19 protein-coding genes and 1 other RNA gene are annotated in these 17,212 nt (G+C 49.6%); 11 read left to right on the top strand and 9 right to left on the bottom strand.

Features of this window, described 5'->3' with window-relative positions; all coding sequences use genetic code 11:
• Positions 1 to 65: 65 nt before the first annotated feature.
• Positions 66 to 429, bottom strand: a transfer-messenger RNA (tmRNA) gene (ssrA, locus tag ETV65_RS11135).
• 49 nt (positions 430 to 478) lie between these two features.
• On the bottom strand, positions 479 to 961 hold the full coding sequence (gene smpB, locus ETV65_RS11130) for an SsrA-binding protein SmpB (protein WP_129952915.1): 483 nt from the start codon (positions 959 to 961) through the stop codon (positions 479 to 481).
• Positions 962 to 1,117: 156 nt separating this feature from the next.
• Here smpB and ETV65_RS11125 point away from each other — a divergent pair, with 156 nt between their 5' ends.
• Positions 1,118 to 1,552: a type II toxin-antitoxin system RatA family toxin gene (locus ETV65_RS11125; RefSeq protein ID WP_120506496.1), complete on the top strand. Its 435-nt coding sequence runs from the start codon at positions 1,118 to 1,120 to the stop codon at positions 1,550 to 1,552.
• Positions 1,545 to 1,829: an RnfH family protein gene (locus ETV65_RS11120; protein WP_129952914.1), complete on the top strand. Its 285-nt coding sequence runs from the start codon at positions 1,545 to 1,547 to the stop codon at positions 1,827 to 1,829. Before ETV65_RS11125 ends, ETV65_RS11120 begins: the two co-directional genes overlap by 8 nt.
• A 77-nt stretch (positions 1,830 to 1,906) precedes the next feature.
• On the opposite strand, the gene bamE is transcribed toward ETV65_RS11120, so the two are convergent.
• The 3 genes from bamE to nadK form a co-directional block, all read right to left on the bottom strand.
• Positions 1,907 to 2,251 (bottom strand): outer membrane protein assembly factor BamE, encoded by a 345-nt coding sequence (bamE, locus tag ETV65_RS11115; RefSeq protein WP_037040188.1) that lies wholly within the window; start codon positions 2,249 to 2,251, stop codon positions 1,907 to 1,909.
• Between the two features lie 112 nt (positions 2,252 to 2,363).
• Positions 2,364 to 4,025 (bottom strand): DNA repair protein RecN, encoded by a 1,662-nt coding sequence (gene recN, locus ETV65_RS11110; protein ID WP_165383726.1) that lies wholly within the window; start codon positions 4,023 to 4,025, stop codon positions 2,364 to 2,366.
• A gap of 96 nt (positions 4,026 to 4,121) precedes the next feature.
• Positions 4,122 to 5,000 (bottom strand): NAD(+) kinase, encoded by an 879-nt coding sequence (nadK, locus tag ETV65_RS11105; RefSeq protein WP_129952912.1) that lies wholly within the window; start codon positions 4,998 to 5,000, stop codon positions 4,122 to 4,124.
• A gap of 137 nt (positions 5,001 to 5,137) precedes the next feature.
• On the opposite strand from nadK, the gene grpE reads away from it, so the two are divergent.
• Positions 5,138 to 5,725 carry a nucleotide exchange factor GrpE gene (gene grpE / locus ETV65_RS11100; RefSeq protein ID WP_129952911.1) on the top strand — a complete coding sequence of 196 codons (588 nt, stop codon included), beginning with the start codon at positions 5,138 to 5,140 and terminating at the stop codon, positions 5,723 to 5,725.
• Positions 5,726 to 5,781: 56 nt separating this feature from the next.
• Here the strand turns inward: grpE and ung are convergent, their stop codons facing one another.
• Positions 5,782 to 6,462, bottom strand: coding sequence for a uracil-DNA glycosylase (ung, locus tag ETV65_RS11095; RefSeq protein WP_129952910.1), 681 nt, complete (start codon positions 6,460 to 6,462; stop codon positions 5,782 to 5,784).
• On the opposite strand from ung, the gene ETV65_RS11090 reads away from it, so the two are divergent.
• Together ETV65_RS11090 and grcA are read left to right on the top strand one after the other, a co-directional pair.
• A complete protein-coding gene (locus ETV65_RS11090) occupies positions 6,455 to 6,682 on the top strand; it encodes a hypothetical protein (RefSeq protein ID WP_129952909.1) in 228 nt (75 codons plus the stop codon). The two genes, ung and ETV65_RS11090, sit on opposite strands and share 8 nt — an antisense overlap.
• A gap of 118 nt (positions 6,683 to 6,800) precedes the next feature.
• Complete coding sequence (grcA, locus tag ETV65_RS11085; protein ID WP_129952908.1) at positions 6,801 to 7,184, top strand: autonomous glycyl radical cofactor GrcA; 384 nt, start codon at positions 6,801 to 6,803, stop codon at positions 7,182 to 7,184.
• Between the two features lie 88 nt (positions 7,185 to 7,272).
• On the opposite strand, the gene srmB is transcribed toward grcA, so the two are convergent.
• A complete protein-coding gene (gene srmB / locus ETV65_RS11080) occupies positions 7,273 to 8,601 on the bottom strand; it encodes an ATP-dependent RNA helicase SrmB (RefSeq protein ID WP_129952907.1) in 1,329 nt (442 codons plus the stop codon).
• 243 nt (positions 8,602 to 8,844) lie between these two features.
• Here srmB and ETV65_RS11075 point away from each other — a divergent pair, with 243 nt between their 5' ends.
• Positions 8,845 to 9,504 (top strand): methyltransferase, encoded by a 660-nt coding sequence (locus ETV65_RS11075; RefSeq protein WP_205952705.1) that lies wholly within the window; start codon positions 8,845 to 8,847, stop codon positions 9,502 to 9,504.
• A gap of 62 nt (positions 9,505 to 9,566) precedes the next feature.
• On the opposite strand, the gene nadB is transcribed toward ETV65_RS11075, so the two are convergent.
• Positions 9,567 to 11,168 carry an L-aspartate oxidase gene (gene nadB / locus ETV65_RS11070; protein ID WP_205951583.1) on the bottom strand — a complete coding sequence of 534 codons (1,602 nt, stop codon included), beginning with the start codon at positions 11,166 to 11,168 and terminating at the stop codon, positions 9,567 to 9,569.
• 214 nt (positions 11,169 to 11,382) lie between these two features.
• Here nadB and rpoE point away from each other — a divergent pair, with 214 nt between their 5' ends.
• From rpoE to rseC, 4 genes are read left to right on the top strand one after another with little or no spacing between them, the layout of a single operon-like run.
• On the top strand, positions 11,383 to 11,958 hold the full coding sequence (rpoE, locus tag ETV65_RS11065) for an RNA polymerase sigma factor RpoE (protein WP_129953316.1): 576 nt from the start codon (positions 11,383 to 11,385) through the stop codon (positions 11,956 to 11,958).
• A 30-nt stretch (positions 11,959 to 11,988) separates the two neighbouring features.
• On the top strand, positions 11,989 to 12,636 hold the full coding sequence (gene rseA / locus ETV65_RS11060) for an anti-sigma-E factor RseA (RefSeq protein ID WP_129952904.1): 648 nt from the start codon (positions 11,989 to 11,991) through the stop codon (positions 12,634 to 12,636).
• On the top strand, positions 12,636 to 13,586 hold the full coding sequence (gene rseB, locus ETV65_RS11055; RefSeq protein ID WP_129952903.1) for a sigma-E factor regulatory protein RseB: 951 nt from the start codon (positions 12,636 to 12,638) through the stop codon (positions 13,584 to 13,586). The genes rseA and rseB overlap by 1 nt, the downstream gene beginning before the upstream one ends.
• 48 nt (positions 13,587 to 13,634) lie before the next feature.
• On the top strand, positions 13,635 to 14,099 hold the full coding sequence (gene rseC, locus ETV65_RS11050; protein ID WP_129952902.1) for a SoxR-reducing system protein RseC: 465 nt from the start codon (positions 13,635 to 13,637) through the stop codon (positions 14,097 to 14,099).
• A gap of 68 nt (positions 14,100 to 14,167) precedes the next feature.
• Here the strand turns inward: rseC and ETV65_RS11045 are convergent, their stop codons facing one another.
• Complete coding sequence (locus ETV65_RS11045; RefSeq protein WP_129952901.1) at positions 14,168 to 14,986, bottom strand: DUF6585 family protein; 819 nt, start codon at positions 14,984 to 14,986, stop codon at positions 14,168 to 14,170.
• A 423-nt stretch (positions 14,987 to 15,409) separates the two neighbouring features.
• Here ETV65_RS11045 and lepA point away from each other — a divergent pair, with 423 nt between their 5' ends.
• Positions 15,410 to 17,209, top strand: coding sequence for a translation elongation factor 4 (gene lepA, locus ETV65_RS11040; protein ID WP_129952900.1), 1,800 nt, complete (start codon positions 15,410 to 15,412; stop codon positions 17,207 to 17,209).
• Positions 17,210 to 17,212 lie beyond the last annotated feature (3 nt).

Here is a 17,212-nt window from a genome sequence, read left to right as displayed (position 1 = left end):
GTCGCCACTTTGTCGCCATTGAAATGAAAAAGGGGTCACGCTTCCGCGTAACCCCTTGTTTTAATTGGTGGAGCTGGGGGGATTTGAACCCCCGTCCGAAATTACTACACCGTCGGCACTACATGCTTAGTCCAATCTTTACATTCGCCGGTTAGCTGCGGATGGACACGCCACTAACAAACTATCCTGATTGGGTTTAACGCTTTCACCCCAGGCAAGGTGTCCACGCGATCTCTTTTAGGTTTGACCTCTCTTGATCCCCGTCCTAAGAGCGGAGGCTAGGGAGAGAGGGCTCTGAGCAGGGTATTAAGCTGCTAGGGCGTAGTTTTCGTCGTTTGCGACTATTTTTTTGCGGCTTTTTACGAGGCCAACCGCCCCTCGGCATGCTCCTTGGGCTTCGCAAATCCCGTCGAATCCAGAATCAGCCCCAAGTACTGTTGTGCAGTATATCAGAAAAACACCATGCGAAGCCAGAGGCTTAGCGGTTTGCATTCTTCATGATACGTGCTTTGTCTACTTTCCATTCACGATCTTTGATGTCATCGCGCTTGTCGTGCTCTTTCTTACCTTTCGCCAGGCCAATTTTTACTTTGGACCAGGCGTTTTTCCAGTACATAGAAAGCGCGACGACGGTGTAACCATCGCGGCTGACCTTGCCGAACAACGTTTCCAGCTCACGTTTTTTCAGCAACAGTTTTCTTGTGCGTGTCGGGTCACAGACGATATGACTCGACGCCACATTGAGAGGTTGAATGGTTGCGCCAAAAAGAAAGGCTTCACCGTCGCGGAATGTGACATAGCTGTCAGTGATGTTTGCTTTACCAGCACGCATCGATTTGACTTCCCATCCCTGCAAAGCAAGCCCCGCCTCGATTTCATCTTCAATGAAATATTCATGGCGAGCGCGTTTGTTCATCGCGATAGTCGCGGAACCGGGTTTATGTGCTTTTTTCTTTGTCATAGTGACACTTATTATACTGTAAGCGATGCCGATTGAAATCCCCACGCAGTCAGAGTCGGATGTTTTTCCTGTTTGTGGCGCCCTGTGCTTCGTAGTTTTTATTACCGCGTGGATAAATGGTATTATCTGTACGTTTTATGACACCTGGGAAATGATATGCCACAGATAAGTCGTTCTGCGCTTGTGCCGTTCAGCGTGGAACAGATGTACACCTTAGTAAATGATGTCGATGCTTACCCGCAATTTCTGCCCGGTTGTACCGGCAGCCGCATTCTGGAAAACAGCGATTCGTCGATGACCGCAGCGGTTGATGTTTCCAAAGCAGGCATCAGTAAAACTTTTACTACCAAAAATACGTTAATCAGCAATAAACGTATTGATATGCAACTGGTGGATGGCCCGTTCCGTAAACTGACCGGCGGATGGGATTTCATCGAACTTAGCCCGGACGCCTGCAAAGTTCAGCTCAGCCTTGATTTTGAATTTACAAATAAATTGATTGAGTTAGCCTTCGGTAAAATCTTCAAAGAACTGGCTGGCAGCATGGTTCAGGCCTTCACGTTGCGCGCGAAAGAGGTCTACAGTGTCTGAGATCAGCGTTGAAGTGGTCTACGCTTTACCGGAACGCCAGTATCTGCGAACGGTAAAACTGGCAGAGGGGAGCAGCGTCGAGCAGGCTGTGAAGGCTTCCGGTTTACTTGAACTGCGCCAGGATATCGATCTAAAACAGAACAAGCTAGGTATCTACAGCCGGCCGGTGAAGCTTGCGGATACAGTCAATGATGGTGATCGCGTTGAAATTTATCGGCCTCTGATTGCCGATCCGAAAGAGTTAAGGCGTATACGCGCCGAACGTTCTAAAAAATAAGGCGCCTCAGGCGCCTTATTTTTTTACCCTGAAAGATGATTTTTGGTGATAACCAGAGACCATCACACCGGGGCGATTTATTTTTGATCGCTCAACTTCGGTTTGTTGTCGATGTTGGTCAGCGTATCAGACTCGTTGAAGGTCAGCGTTAATGTCTGCTGAGTGACACCTTCATGGCCTGGTTCCTGACGGAACACGTAATACCAAACATTACTGCCAAACGGGTCATGCAACATCGGCGTGCCGAGAACATAAGCAACTTGTTGTTTAGTCATACCGGTATGAATTTTTTGAACATCAGCAGGAGAGAGGTAGTTCCCCTGATTGATGTCAGGCCGATAAACCACCTTTTCCAGAGTGGAACAGCCCGCAGTAAGCATTACAAGAGCTACAGCGGCGGCAGTTAGCGTTTTACAGCGCATAGTCATTACATTCCTTTAGGGCATAAGATGCCGATGATAATAGACCTTTCATCAGTTTGAAACCTTTGCGGAGCACCTGTATGACCGCTGAACTGTAAAAAAGTTGAGATTTTTACGCTGCGAGTAACTCTTTTGCGTTGGCCAGCGTGTTTCGGGTTACTTCACTTCCGCCCAGCAGACGTGCCAGTTCCTGCAAACGCGCCTTCTTATCAAGGCGATTCATTTGGGTTTCAGTCACTTCACCGTCTGTTTCTTTGCTGACAAAATAATGCTGATGACCACAACCTGCAACCTGCGGTAAGTGAGTGACGCACATCACTTGCGTTGATTCGCCTAACTGACGCAACAGACGACCGACGATCGCAGCCGTCGGGCCGCTGATACCGACATCTACTTCATCAAAGATCAGCGCCGGCGTTTCCATTTTCTGCGCCGTGATCACCTGAATAGCCAGCGCAATACGCGACAATTCGCCACCGGAGGCTACTTTTGCGAGAGCCTGAAGCGGCTGCCCCGGGTTGGTGGTGACCTGGAACTCGAGGCGATCTGCCCCTTCCATATTTAAATGTTCGGGTTCGAACTGAACCTGAATCTTAAATTTACCGTGTGGCATGGAGAGCGCCTGCATACTTTGCGTAATCAGATGCGTGAGCTCATCGGCAAAATACTGCCGTTTTTCATGCAGCTGCTCAGCAATAGCCACGGCTTGTTGATAATGGTGCTGTACGGCTTCACTCAGTTCAGCCTGATTGGTTTCCTGATCATCAAGCGCCTGCTGCTCCTCGAGCAACTGACGATGTAGTTCAGGGAGTTCTTCAGCACTGACATGGTGTTTACGGGCCAGATTCATCTGGCGGGACAGGCGCTGCTCCAGCTCGAATAAACGGTTTGGATCCATATCCAGACGTTCGCTGTAATGACGTAATTCATCGCTGGCCTCACTGACCTGAATAGACGCGTCGTCAAGCATGATGATCAGCTCATTCATTTTGCTGTCGAGCTCAGCCAGTTCAGCCAACTGATGACGGGCGCTGTAGAGCAGACTGACAATATTCTGTTCTTCACCGTCTGCCAGCAAATAAAGCGCATTTTGGCTCAGGGAAAGCAGTTGTCCGCTGTTAGCCAGGCGTTTGTATTCTTCATCAATTTGCTCATATTCCCCTGCCTGGGGAGCAAATTCATTCAGCTCTTTCAACTGGTATTGCAACAACTGACGGCGCGATTCTCGCTCAGTCATCTGTTGCTGATATTGTGCCAGCTGACGGCAGCTCTGATGCCAGTTTTGGTAAGCCTTGCGCATTTCTGATAGCAATAAGGGCTGATCGGAATAAGCGTCGAGTAAATCTTTCTGATGCTCAGGTTTGAGCAGAAGCTGATGAGCGTGTTGTCCGTGAATTTGGATCAAATGCTGACCCAGTTCACGTAGCTGTGACAGGGGGACGGGCGTGCCATTGATAAAGCCGCGCGAACGGCCATCGCTGCTGATAGTCCGGCGTAAGAGACAATCCAGCCCTTCATCAAGCTGATTTTCAGTCAGCCAGTATTTCGCCGAAGGAGTATCCGCTAAGGTGAATCGCGCACAGATATCCGCACGGCTGGCACCGAGGCGTACCATACTGCCATCCGCACGATTGCCCAGACACAGCCCGAGCGCGTCGATAGCGATGGACTTACCGGCACCCGTTTCACCGGTGATTGCTGTCATACCAGCATGAAAATCGATTTCTAATTCGCGGACAATGGCAAAGTTACTGATAGTTAATTGCGCCAGCATGATCACCTTCCTGTACATAACAACAGACCTGTAATTACATACAGTATAAACTGGTTTTATATACAGTAAAGAGGCTGGCGAATTATTTTTATCCGATCAGAAAAGTTTTTTCGACCACCCAAGTTTTGTACTTAATGTATTGAAATAACTGTAGTCTTTAGGATGGATCAGATTCAGGTGAAACTCGCTGCGGCGGATAATCACTTCTTCACCCGGCTGTATCGGCAGGGCGATCTGGCTGTCACAGCTGATTTCAAGGTCATTGCTCATGTGCGAAAACCGCAGGCAAATGGTGCTGCTGCTGTTGATGACCAGCGGGCGCGCCGAGAGCGTATGCGGGAACATCGGCACCAGCGCGATCGCTTCCAAAGTGGGTGTCAGGATCGGACCGCCCCCTGAGAGCGAATAAGCGGTAGAACCGGTTGGTGTGGAAATGATCAGGCCATCAGAGCGCTGGGAAAAAGCGAATTTGTCGTCAATATAAACTTCAAATTCAATCATATGCGCCACTTTCCCCGGATGGAGGACCACTTCATTGATGGCGGTGCTTACGCGACATTGCTGATCTTTGCAGCGCACCATCGCTTCCAGCAGAAAGCGTTGCTCGCTGATGTATTCGCCCTGCAGCACGTCATCGAGTTGTTGCAAAGCGTTATCCGGATCCAGATCGGTCAGAAAACCGAGATTTCCCCGGTTAATGCCAATGACTTTTATGTCATAGCGGGCCAGCACGCGAGCCGCACCCAGCATATTACCGTCACCGCCGACGACCACGGCTAAATCTGCCAGTTTGCCGATCTCAGCCAGGCTCCCCGTCTGTGCGCCTTCCAGGGCTAAATCTTGCGCCACCTGACGTTCGACGATCACCTGATAACCTTTTGAGATTAACCAGTGGTAAAGCATTTCATGGGTGGCAAGTGCGGAAGGATGGCGGGGGTGTCCGACAATCCCAATGCACTCAAATTTTTTATTCATCGCTGTGGTTATCCTCAGCAGGGTGTGATGACTCCTGCATTATGACCGGTTTCATTAAAAACCAAACCTTGAAACCCCGGTTTTGATCCCCATAATAAGCCAACTAGCAAGATTAATGCTAAAACGCGGAGAGATTCATGAGTAGTAAAGAACATAAGACACCTGACGAGCAAGTCTCTGAAGAACTGAAGCAGGAACAAGAGCTGCATACGGAAGCGGAAACTCAGGCGGCAGATGTCGTTGACCCCCGCGATGAACGTATTGCTGAATTGGAAGCGCAGCTGAAAGAACTTCAGCAGCGTGAGCGTGACAGCCTGCTGCGGGCGAAAGCGGAGGTGGAAAATATCCGCCGTCGTACCGAGATGGATATTGAGAAAGCGCATAAGTTCGCGCTGGAGAAATTCTCCGGTGAACTGTTACCGGTAATTGATAATCTGGAACGTGCGCTGGATCTGGCTGATAAATCGAATGCAGAACTGGCGGGTCTGATTGAAGGCGTCGAGCTGACCCTGAAATCCCTGCTGGATGCTGTCCGCAAGTTCGGTATGGAAGTGGTGGCAGATATCCATGTGCCATTCAATCCTGAACTGCACCAGGCGATGACCATGATGGAATCCGAAGAGCTGGAACCTAATCACGTAATGATGGTGATGCAGAAGGGTTACACGCTGAACGGCCGTCTGTTGCGTCCGGCCATGGTGGCGGTTTCTAAAGCCAAAGCCTGATTCTGTTTCACGCAGACTGAGATAATGAAAGAGGCACCTTTGCGGGTGCCTCTTTTTTATTCCGGTAATCTCGGCACCCAGTCAATGGGTGCCAGCCCCTGGGCCACCAGTAAGGCATTCGCCTGCGAGAAATGCTTACATCCCAGAAAACCCCGGTGTGCAGAAAGCGGAGAAGGGTGGGGTGCCTTCAAAATATGATGGCGGTTGCGGTCAATAATATTGCCTTTTTTCTGCGCATGAGAGCCCCAGAGCAAGAAGACGACCCCTTCACGGTTTTCATTGAGCGCGGCAATCACCTTGTCAGTGAATGTTTCCCAGCCCAGTTTGGCATGTGAATGTGCTTTACCTTCTTCTACAGTCAGCACGGTATTGAGCAACAAGACGCCCTGATCTGCCCAGCTCTGCAAATAGCCATGAGAAGGCCGTTCGAAGCCGGGAATATCGGTCATCAGTTCTTTATAGATATTCACTAAAGAAGGGGGAGCGGGAATGCCCGGGCGAACGGAAAACGATAAACCATGCGCCTGATTAGGGCCGTGGTAAGGATCCTGACCCAAAATAACGACTTTAACGTCTGCCAGTTCGGTAGAACGGAAGGCATTAAACACATCCTGTTGTGGCGGATAAATGGTTTTACCTGCCGCGCGTTCGGCAGCGACAAACTTCAGCGTATCAACGAAGTAGGGTTGTTCTTTTTCCTGACCGAGTACGTCATGCCAGGTGAGAGTAGTGGACATTAACGCTCTCCTTGTGAAGGTAATTTTAACTGACTGTAGCTTACCTGCTCATCCTGATGAGTTAAACCCGTGCGCGCTTTTGCTGCTATTTATGTGCAGCTTAACGTTCTATGCAAATTTTTTTGATAATTTACAAAATAATTTAATCTGGCATCTTGGAAAAATTGATATAAAACATAAATATGCTGCGGGTGAGAAATACCCACAAGGAAAAGATTGATATTTATCAAAGAACACGGGGGTGCTCTGCTGTTATATCTGATAACAGGAAAACAGGTTGTCGTTCAAACCTTACGCCAATCAATTAACAGTATCGTAGCCAACAACGGAGGCAACATATGATCACCGGGATCCAAATTACTAAAAGCAACAATGAAGCGCTGAAAAACTCTTTCTGGCTGCTCGATGATGAAAAAGCGCAAGCACGCTGCGTTTGTGCAAAAGCGGGTTTTGCGGAAGATCAGATCGTCGCTGTCAGCGATCTTGGCCAGTTTGAATACCGTGAAGTGCCGATGGAAATCCAACCGACTGTGCGTGTGGAAGGGGGTCAGCACCTGAATGTTAACGTACTGCGCCGTGAAACGCTGGAAGATGCGGTTAAGCATCCGGAAAAATATCCGCAACTGACTATTCGTGTGTCTGGTTATGCGGTGCGCTTTAACTCACTGACTGCAGAGCAGCAGCGTGACGTGATTACCCGTACTTTCACTGAAAGCCTGTAATCGCTCCTGAGTTTTAAGTTTTGAGCTATAAAAAAACCGCCTCCGTTCACACGGGGCGGTTTTTCTTTGCATCCAGCCAGGCCGATGTCTATTTAGCGGCGTCTTTTACCGCGTCAGGTTTAACGCGGCGTTTGCCGACGTTTTTGCTGTCACGATGGCGAACTTTAACTTTCACCTTCGACTTTTCCTGTGCCGCTTTTTGTTTTTCTTTGCGTTTCGCCAGCACTTTCTTCGACGGCTTACCGGTGACTTTTTCGCTCGGGGCTTTGGTTTTAGGACGGAATTCGTCCAGCACACGGGCTTTCAGCGGCTCGTTAAGGTAACGGCCAATCTTACCGAGTAGCAGATGGTCATGTGCTTCCACGAAGGAAATCGCAGTACCTTTGCGACCGGCACGACCTGTTCGGCCGATACGGTGCAGATATATATCAGCGGTCAGCGGCAGATCAAAGTTGAAGACGTGGCTGATATCGTTGATATCCAGGCCGCGGGCTGCAATGTCGGTCGCAACGAGGACGTTAACGCGGTCTTCAACCATACGTTTGACGGCTTCGGTACGTTTCACCTGTACCATTTCGCCTTCGAGATAACAGGAGTTAATCCCTGCCTGTCGCAGCCAGGCAACCAGCTCATGCACGCGTTCACGCTTGCGCACGAAGATCACGGATTTCGTGACATCTTCCTGTTTCAGCAAATGGATCAGCATCTGGGTTTTATGTGCTACATCGTCGGCACGATAATACCATTGCAGGATTTTTTTGCGTTCGCGACGTGACGGGTCGGCTTCGATTTCTACCGGCTCAGTCAGGATACGCTCTGCGAATTCACGGATGGCTTCCCCTTCCAGCGTTGCGGAGAACAGCAACGTCTGTTTGCGCCAGCGTGCTTCAGCAGAAATCGTTTCTATATCCTGAGCAAAACCCATATCCAGCATGCGGTCGGCTTCATCAAGGATCAGGGTTTCGATTGCGCGGCAGTCAAAATTTTCTTCTTTAATGTATTGCAGCAAACGACCGGTGGTTGCCACAACGATGTCCTGGTTTTCGCTGAACACTTCGGCGTGGTTCATATAAGCCACGCCGCCGGTGATGGTGGCGATATCCAGTTCGGTATGTTTGGCTAACTCACGCGCTTGTTCAGCAACCTGCATAGCAAGTTCACGGGTTGGCGTGAGGATCAGAATTCGTGGCGGACCCGATTTCTTACGCGGGAAATCCAGCAAATGCTGCAATGCAGGCAGCAGGAATGCCGCTGTTTTGCCGGTGCCGGTAGGAGCCGAACCCAACACATCGCGTCCGTCCATTGCTGGCGGAATGGCCTCTGCCTGAATGACAGTAGGACGGCTATAGCCTTTGTCGCCAAGGGCTTCAATCAGGCGTTCATCGAGTTCGAGTTCGGAAAAAGTGGTTACAGTCATGGTCTACCTCTACTTGGGGCGCCGATTATAGACGTGTTAGACGCGATCTTCACCTATTTAAGCGGTTTGCGTGGCTTTTACTCTGCTTCTCTTTGCCCTATGCTACGACAGTTTTCGTTCCCGGCCCTGTTGGCTGGCGTTATTACGGTGAAATGAGTGACAAAAGAAGTCAGTTCTGCAAAAACTTTACGGCGTAACGGATTTACCTTTAAACAATTTTTCGTTGCGCATGACCGTTGTGCGATGAAAGTGGGTACCGACGGTGTTCTGCTCGGTGCCACGGCGCCGGTCAGCCAGGCACGGCGCGTGCTCGATATTGGCTGTGGCAGCGGTCTGATTGCCATGATGCTGGCGCAACGCAGTCAGGCTCAAACCCGTATTGATGCCGTCGAACTGGAACCTTCCGCCGCCGCGCAGGCTGATGAGAATTTCCGCGAATCAGTCTGGGCGACGAGGCTGGCGGTGTATGCGCAAGATATCACTGCGTATGCCGCAGAGCATCCGTCTGAATACGATCTGATTGTCAGTAATCCGCCTTACTTTGAATCGGCGGTGGCCTGCCGCGATGCAGCCCGCAATGCGGCCCGTTACACCGAAACTCTGACGCACGACACATTGCTGGAATGCGCGAAAAATCTGATCACGCCAGAGGGATTGTTCTGCGTTGTTTTACCGTACGACATCGGGCTGGCGTTTGAAACCCTGGCTCACCGGCAAGGTTGGTTCAGCGCATGGCGGATGGCCGTACGCGATCGGCCGGGAAAACCGCTAAACCGGTTACTGCTCACCTTATCAAGGCAATCCGTTGAACGGGTTGATGAGGAACTGGCGCTGCGAAAATCGGAAGGTGTCTACAGTGAAGCTTTTTGTGCGCTGATTACTGATTTTTATCTGAATTATTAGCGGATGTCTGAGCTTTTAAAAGTGCGTTCCTTCGCACTTTCCTGGCAGTATTTCGGTAAATACTACGGCTGCAAAATAGTGGGCTGCGGATTTTCCTGTAAATCAGGATAATCCAGCGTGTAATGCAGTCCGCGACTCTCTTTGCGCTCAAGGGCACTGCGGACGATCAACTCGGCCACCAGCACCAGATTTCTCAGTTCCAGCAGGTTATTGGAAATACGAAAGTTTGCATAATACTCGTCAATTTCCTGTTGCAGCGTCATGATGCGGCGCAATGCGCGCTCAAGGCGTTTTGTTGTGCGCACGATCCCGACGTAATCCCACATAAACAGCCGCAGTTCATGCCAGTTATGCTGAATGACAACCTGTTCATCGGAATTATCCACCCGGCTTTCATCCCATTGCGGGATGTTTTTGGCCAGCCGGGCATGCGGCAAACGTTTGATGATGTCTTCCGCCGCTGACCAGCCATAAACTACGCATTCCAGCAGTGAATTAGAGGCCAGACGGTTTGCGCCATGCAGGCCGGTACAACTGACTTCGCCAATGGCATACAACCCATCGAGATCGGTGCGTCCGTGCTGGTCGACCATGACACCACCACAGGTATAATGGGCAGCCGGAACAATCGGAATGGCCTCTTTAGTCAGATCAATACCCAGTGATTGCAGTTTTTCATCAATCATCGGGAAATGATGTTTAATGAATTCCGGCGGACGATGGCTGATATCCAGATACATGCAGTCAGCGCCAAGACGCTTCATTTCATGGTCGATGGCTCTCGCCACGACATCGCGCGGTGCCAGTTCGCCACGCTCATCGAAATCCGGCATAAAACGGGTGCCGTCCGGGCGTTTGAGCAGGGCTCCTTCGCCGCGCAATGCTTCCGTCAGCAGAAAGTTGCGTGCCTGAGGATGATAGAGACAGGTCGGGTGAAACTGGTTGAATTCAAGATTGGCCACACGACAGCCTGCACGCCACGCCATGGCGACGCCATCGCCTGATGAAATATCAGGATTGGTCGTGTACTGATAAACCTTGGCAGCGCCCCCCGTGGCCAGTACAACGGCTTTGGCACGGAGCGTTTCAACATGCTCTTTATCACGGTTCCAGACATATGCGCCAACAACGCGTTGTGTCCCGGGCAATCCAAGCTTGCTTGAGGTGATTAAATCAACGGCATTATAGCGCTCTTTCACGCAAATATTAGCGTGGGCTCTTGCTTTCCCAACCAGCGTAGTCTCTACTTCTTTACCTGTAGCATCAGCAGCATGCAGGATCCTACGGTGGCTGTGACCGCCTTCGCGAGTCAGATGATAACGCTCTTCTGAGCTGGTATTAGGTTCGGTATCAAACAGTACGCCCTGGTCGATCAACCACTGGACGCAATGACGTGCATTACTCGCGATAAATTCAACAGCTTCTTTATCGCATAAGCCCGCGCCGGCAATCAATGTGTCATCAACATGTGAGGCAATGCTGTCTGCTTCGTCGAAAACTGCGGCAATGCCGCCCTGGGCATAGAATGTTGAGCCTTCGTTGAGTGGGCCTTTACTGAGAACAGTGACATGACAGTGGTCTGCAAGTCGCAAAGCCAAAGAAAGGCCCGCAGCGCCACTTCCGATTATCAATACATCGCTAACAAATTCAGATGAAGGTTGCATAACGTATGATGTTTGCAGAAGAAGAGGGAAATTCATGTTAGCCTAAACCTCCGTGCAAAAGCCACGGGCTTGAGACTTCAATAGAAAAAACAATGGCGATGTGGAACTTAATGTTTCATGTGAACTCCAAGCAGTACTTGCTCAGGAATATAATGATGAAAGCTGGCAGTACGATTTTAAGCGCGGAGAAAGTTTTGGGGAGATTTTACCTCGGATGAGCGAGCAGTTAGCCGATCAGGTTCTGGTTGAGCGGGTCCAGAAGGGTGATCAAAAATCGTTCAATTTACTGGTTATTCGTTACCAGCATAAGGTAGCGAGCCTTGTATCCCGCTATGTACCACAAGGCGATGTGCCTGATGTGGTTCAGGAATCTTTTATTAAAGCGTATCGTGCGCTGGAATCTTTCCGCGGCGACAGTGCTTTTTATACCTGGCTGTATCGTATTGCAGTCAACACAGCGAAAAATTATTTAGTCGCTCAGGGCCGACGCCCGCCATCCAGTGATGTCGATGCGAATGAAGCCGAAAATTTCGAAAATGGCGGTGCCCTTAAAGAAATTTCGAACCCTGAGAACTTGATGTTGTCTGAAGAATTACGGCAGGTCGTTTTCCGTACTATTGAAGCACTTCCCGAAGATCTCCGTATGGCGATTACCTTGAGGGAGTTGGATGGATTGAGCTACGAAGAAATAGCCGCCATCATGGATTGTCCGGTGGGTACAGTGAGATCACGTATATTCCGTGCCCGGGAAGCAATTGATAACAAAGTTCAACCGCTCATCCAGCGTTAGAGATGACGGACACAGGAAGGATACTTAGGCATGCAGAAAGAAAAGCTTTCCGCTCTGATGGATGGTGAAGCCATTGATACTGAACTGTTAAGTTCATTATCAACTGATACCAGGCTTCAGCAAGACTGGCAGAGTTATCATTTGATCCGCGATACGCTACGCGGTGATATTGGGAACGTGTTGCATCTGGATATCGCAGACCGTGTGGCCGCAGCGCTGGCAAATGAGCCGGTAAAACTGGTACCGGGTTCCGCAACCGAATCACAACCTCAGCCTCATACCTGGCAAAAAATGCCATTCTGGCAGAAGGTGCGCCCATGGGCGAGCCAGTTGACTCAGGTGGGCGTGGCGGCTTGTGTCTCACTCGCTGTTATTGTTGGTGTTCAGCATTATAACCAGCCTGACGCATCAGGGGCTTCTCCGGAAACGCCAGCGTTCAATACATTGCCTATGATGGGTAAAGCTTCTCCGGTGAGCTTCGGCGTGCCAAATGAAGGCAATACCACCAGCGGGCAACAAAATGTTCAGGAGCAACGTAAACGCATTAATGCGATGTTGCAGGATTACGAATTGCAGCGCCGCTTGCATTCAGAGCAGCTTCAACTTGAACCTGTTACTCCTCAGCAAGCCGCTGTTCAGGTCCCAGGAACTCAGTCTTTAGGAACGCAAACGCAGTAATGAAGCAAATTTGGTTTGCCGTTTGTTTAGCGGCGGGCAGCGTGCTTACTCCTGGTATCGCCTCGGCAGATTCACCTTCCGAGGCGTTACTACAAGAGATGGGCAAAGCTTCCCAAACGCTGAATTATGAAATGGGTTTTATCAACATCACGAAGCAAGGGATTGATTCCTTTCGCTATCGTCATGCTGTTTCTCATCAAACTCCGCTCGCTCAACTGGTTCTGATGGATGGACCGCGCCGTGAAATTGTCCAGCGTGGGAAAGACATCAGCTACTTTGAGACCGGTTTACAGCCCTTTACGCTGGACGGCGATCATATCGTTGATTCCCTGCCTTCTATCGTCTTTAGCGATTTCACTCTTCTGACTAAATACTACGATTTTATTGCCGTAGGCCGTGCACGTGCAGCCGATCGTCTGAGTCAGGTGATCCGTGTTGTGTCCCGCGATGGTACCCGATTTAGTTATGTCATATGGATCGATGAGCAGACGAAACTGCCGATGCGTGTCGATTTACTGGATCGTGACGGTGAAACACTGGAGCAGTTCCGCGTCATCAGTTTCGATGAAGGACAACAAGTCATTGGAACGGTTGTTGATCTCGAAAAAGCGAGTTTACCACCTGTGCTGTCTTTACCTGCCTCTGAGCAGGTGAAGTTTGACTGGCAAATAAAATGGCTGCCAGATGGCGTGACGGAGGTGGCAAGTAGCCGCCGGAACTTGCCAAATATGCCTGTATCGATAGAATCCCGGTTGTACACAGACGGACTGTTTAGTTTCTCTGTCAATATCAGTGCAACAACCAGTGGTCCTTCTGAGCAATTGATCAGGCAAGGGCGCAGAACCGTGCAAACCGAAATACGTAATGGCAATGAAATCACTGTCGTCGGTGAACTTCCTCCTTCAACGGCCAAACGTATTGCCGAGAGCATTGTTTTCTCAGCAAAATAGCGTTTAACAGAAATAACGGCCTCAGTGGCAGAAATACAGGGTGATCACATGATGAAAGAATGGGCCACGGTTGTGTCGTGGCAAGACGGTATTGCGACACTGCGTTGTGAAACACAGGCGGGTTGCAGTAGCTGCCATTCACGTTCAGGCTGTGGCGCTCGCGTATTGAATGAGTTAGGGCCGCAAACTGAACATAACCTCCAGGTCAGCGTTAACGAACCTCTTGTACCTGGTCAGAAAGTTGAACTGGGAATACAGGAAGGGAACCTGTTGCGCTCGGCGTTGCTGGTTTATATGACGCCACTTGTTGGTGTGATTGCAGGTGGCGGCGTATTGCAAGCCGTGCTGAAAGCAGATGTATATGCGGTTGTTGGTGCTGTGCTGGGGGGCGGATTAGGATTTCTGATAGCCAAATCACTGGCTGCGAAAATGGATAGTAAAGCAGGCTACCAGCCTGTGATTTTGCAGGTGGGTTTGCCACCTGACGCTTTCCGTTATTCGGTTGACAGTTAACTCCCTGCTTAATTCTGCTTCTTGCCATGCATAAAAATGACACAGTGTTTGCTAACACTGTGTCATTTTTAATTTCTGACGGGTATACGGTTTTGGATCATATGTTCGATCAGTGCGATGAAAAGATCTGCACTTGAAAGCGATGTATATTCAACAGAGAAAAGGATGCGGCCGTGTTTATCCAGCAGACGTATCAGCGGGCTGTTGCTGCCGCCACTGATAAACTGAATATCCTCAACAGGCACTTTCTTTCCTTCATCGGTGGTTAATACCAGGGCGCTCAGGTGTATCTTTTTTTCGTTCAACGCCAGCAGGTTAGCGCCGATAAATCTTTTCAATCCGGAATGTGGATTGATCAGATAGGTAAAAAGAATATCCCCTCCCTGCGCCAGGGTATTTAAGGCCCAGGGGCCACGATACATCAGCTGTTCATTTTTAATCACTTCAATTAATCTTTCCGAATTGGCGATGTTTGGCGTAATTCGGTGCCAGACTTTGCTGTCTTCCTCGCGGAATATCATTGTGTTTAAAATACGGCGTGTGTATTTCCCGGTTCTGAAGCGATATATATCCATAATGCGGTCAAAAGGGATAAAACGGTTTTTCTTATCGGTCTGGCTTATAACTAAAATACCGTTTTCATGAAGCTGATAGATTTGATTTGGCCGTATCAGACGTCGCAGCAGGATAAGGACAATACCCAGGGCAATACTGAGCAGAGCGGACAAAATTACAGTATGCAGTCCCTCAGCGGTCTGGCCAAAGGCCAGCAAAAATGCAATCTGCACTGCACCGCCGATCAATAACAATACAGACAGGACCAGAGTGATCCAAGAGTTGGCTTTGGCAAAGCCATGCTGACTGAGCAGCCGCCCTTCATTGATCATAGTGATAACCTTGTAACCGGATTGAATTAAAAAGAAAAAGATATTTATGGAAGAAGGCGAATAAGAGCTTTAAATGTTTGAAATTATGTAATTTCTTTTATAACAATATATTAAGTTTCAATACGGGTTTGTGTATATGGGGATTTTCCTAAAACCAAACGGCATGCGGCACACGCACGAAATACCTGATGGGGTCAAACCTAGGAGGCACACAGTCACCCGGGTAATGAAAACAAATGAAAATATAAAGATTTCGTCCTGAGAAAGCTCGCATAATCTGGAGTTAGGATGTGGCGAGACTAGGTTTTCACGGTGCTGGCATGTAGAATGCTGCGACTTAGGCGAAAGACAGCCAACCTACAAACCGTCGCTGTATGTTCATGGCGAATGATTCAGAAATACCAAGGTAAAAAAACTTTTATAATGAAGCATATACGAAATTTCTCCATTATTGCCCACATTGACCACGGTAAGTCGACGCTGTCAGACCGTATTATTCAAATTTGCGGCGGGTTATCCGACCGTGAAATGGAAGCGCAGGTCCTCGATTCGATGGATCTTGAGCGTGAACGCGGCATTACCATCAAAGCGCAAAGCGTGACGCTCGACTATAAAGCGAAAGATGGTCAGGTTTATCACCTGAACTTCATCGACACACCGGGCCATGTCGACTTTTCCTATGAAGTTTCCCGTTCTCTCGCCGCCTGCGAAGGGGCGTTATTAGTCGTGGATGCAGGGCAGGGTGTGGAAGCCCAGACGCTGGCAAACTGCTATACGGCAATGGAAATGGATCTGGAAGTTGTGCCGGTTCTGAACAAAATCGACTTACCGGCCGCTGATCCGGATCGTGCTGCGCAGGAAATCGAAGACATCGTGGGTATTGATGCTACGGATGCTGTCCGCTGTTCTGCGAAAACCGGTGTCGGTGTGCCGGAGGTGCTGGAGCGTCTGGTACGTGATGTGCCACCGCCGGTAGGTGATCCTGATGCGCCACTGCAGGCGTTGATCATCGATTCATGGTTCGATAACTATCTCGGCGTTGTCTCTCTGGTACGTATCAAAAACGGTACCATGAGAAAGGGCGACAAAATTAAAGTGATGAGTACCGGACAGGTTTATAACGCCGATCGTCTGGGTATTTTCACGCCTAAACGTGTCGATAAAGACATTCTGAACTGTGGCGAAGTTGGCTGGCTGGTATGTGCGATCAAAGATATTCTCGGCGCACCAGTAGGGGACACACTGACTCTGGCTCGTCAGCCTGCTGACAAAGCACTGCCTGGCTTCAAGAAAGTGAAACCGCAGGTTTATGCTGGCCTGTTCCCGGTCAGCTCAGATGATTATGAAAACTTCCGTGATGCGTTAGGCAAACTGAGCCTCAATGATGCCTCACTGTTCTACGAACCAGAAAGTTCTACTGCGCTGGGCTTCGGTTTCCGCTGTGGTTTCCTGGGGCTGTTGCATATGGAAATCATTCAGGAACGTCTGGAACGTGAATACGATCTGGATCTGATCACCACGGCACCGACCGTAGTTTATGAAGTTCTGACGACCAGCAACGAAACTGTTTATGTAGACAGCCCGTCTAAACTGCCAGCGTTGAATAACATTCTGGAACTGCGTGAGCCTATCGCCGAGTGTCACATGCTGATGCCTCAGGAATATCTGGGCAGCGTGATTACGTTGTGTATTGAAAAACGTGGCGTACAGACCAACATGGTTTACCACGGCAATCAGGTCGCACTGACTTATGAAATCCCGATGGCGGAAGTCGTACTCGATTTCTTTGACCGCCTGAAGTCAACGTCACGCGGTTATGCGTCACTTGATTACAATTTCAAACGTTTTCAGGCTTCTGACATGGTGCGTGTTGATGTTCTAATCAACGGCGACCGTGTGGATGCATTGGCGCTGATCACTCACCGTGGCAATTCCCAGTTCCGTGGACGCCAGCTGGTCGAGAAGATGCAGGAACTGATCCCGCGTCAGCAGTTCGATATTGCTATCCAGGCGGCGATTGGTGCTCATATCATTGCCCGTTCAACCGTGAAGCAATTACGTAAAAACGTTCTCGCCAAATGTTATGGCGGCGACGTCAGCCGTAAGAAAAAACTTTTGCAGAAACAGAAAGATGGTAAGAAACGCATGAAACAAGTGGGTAACGTCGAGTTACCACAAGAAGCGTTCCTGGCCATTCTTCACGTGGGTAAAGACAGCAAGTAAACC

It is taken from the genome of Rahnella sp. RFA10(1/100) (assembly GCF_004195115.1).
GTDB lineage: Bacteria > Pseudomonadota > Gammaproteobacteria > Enterobacterales > Enterobacteriaceae > Rahnella > Rahnella perminowiae.
Note: the sequence above shows the minus strand (reverse complement) of the source record. Positions and strands in the feature narration are given on the sequence as shown.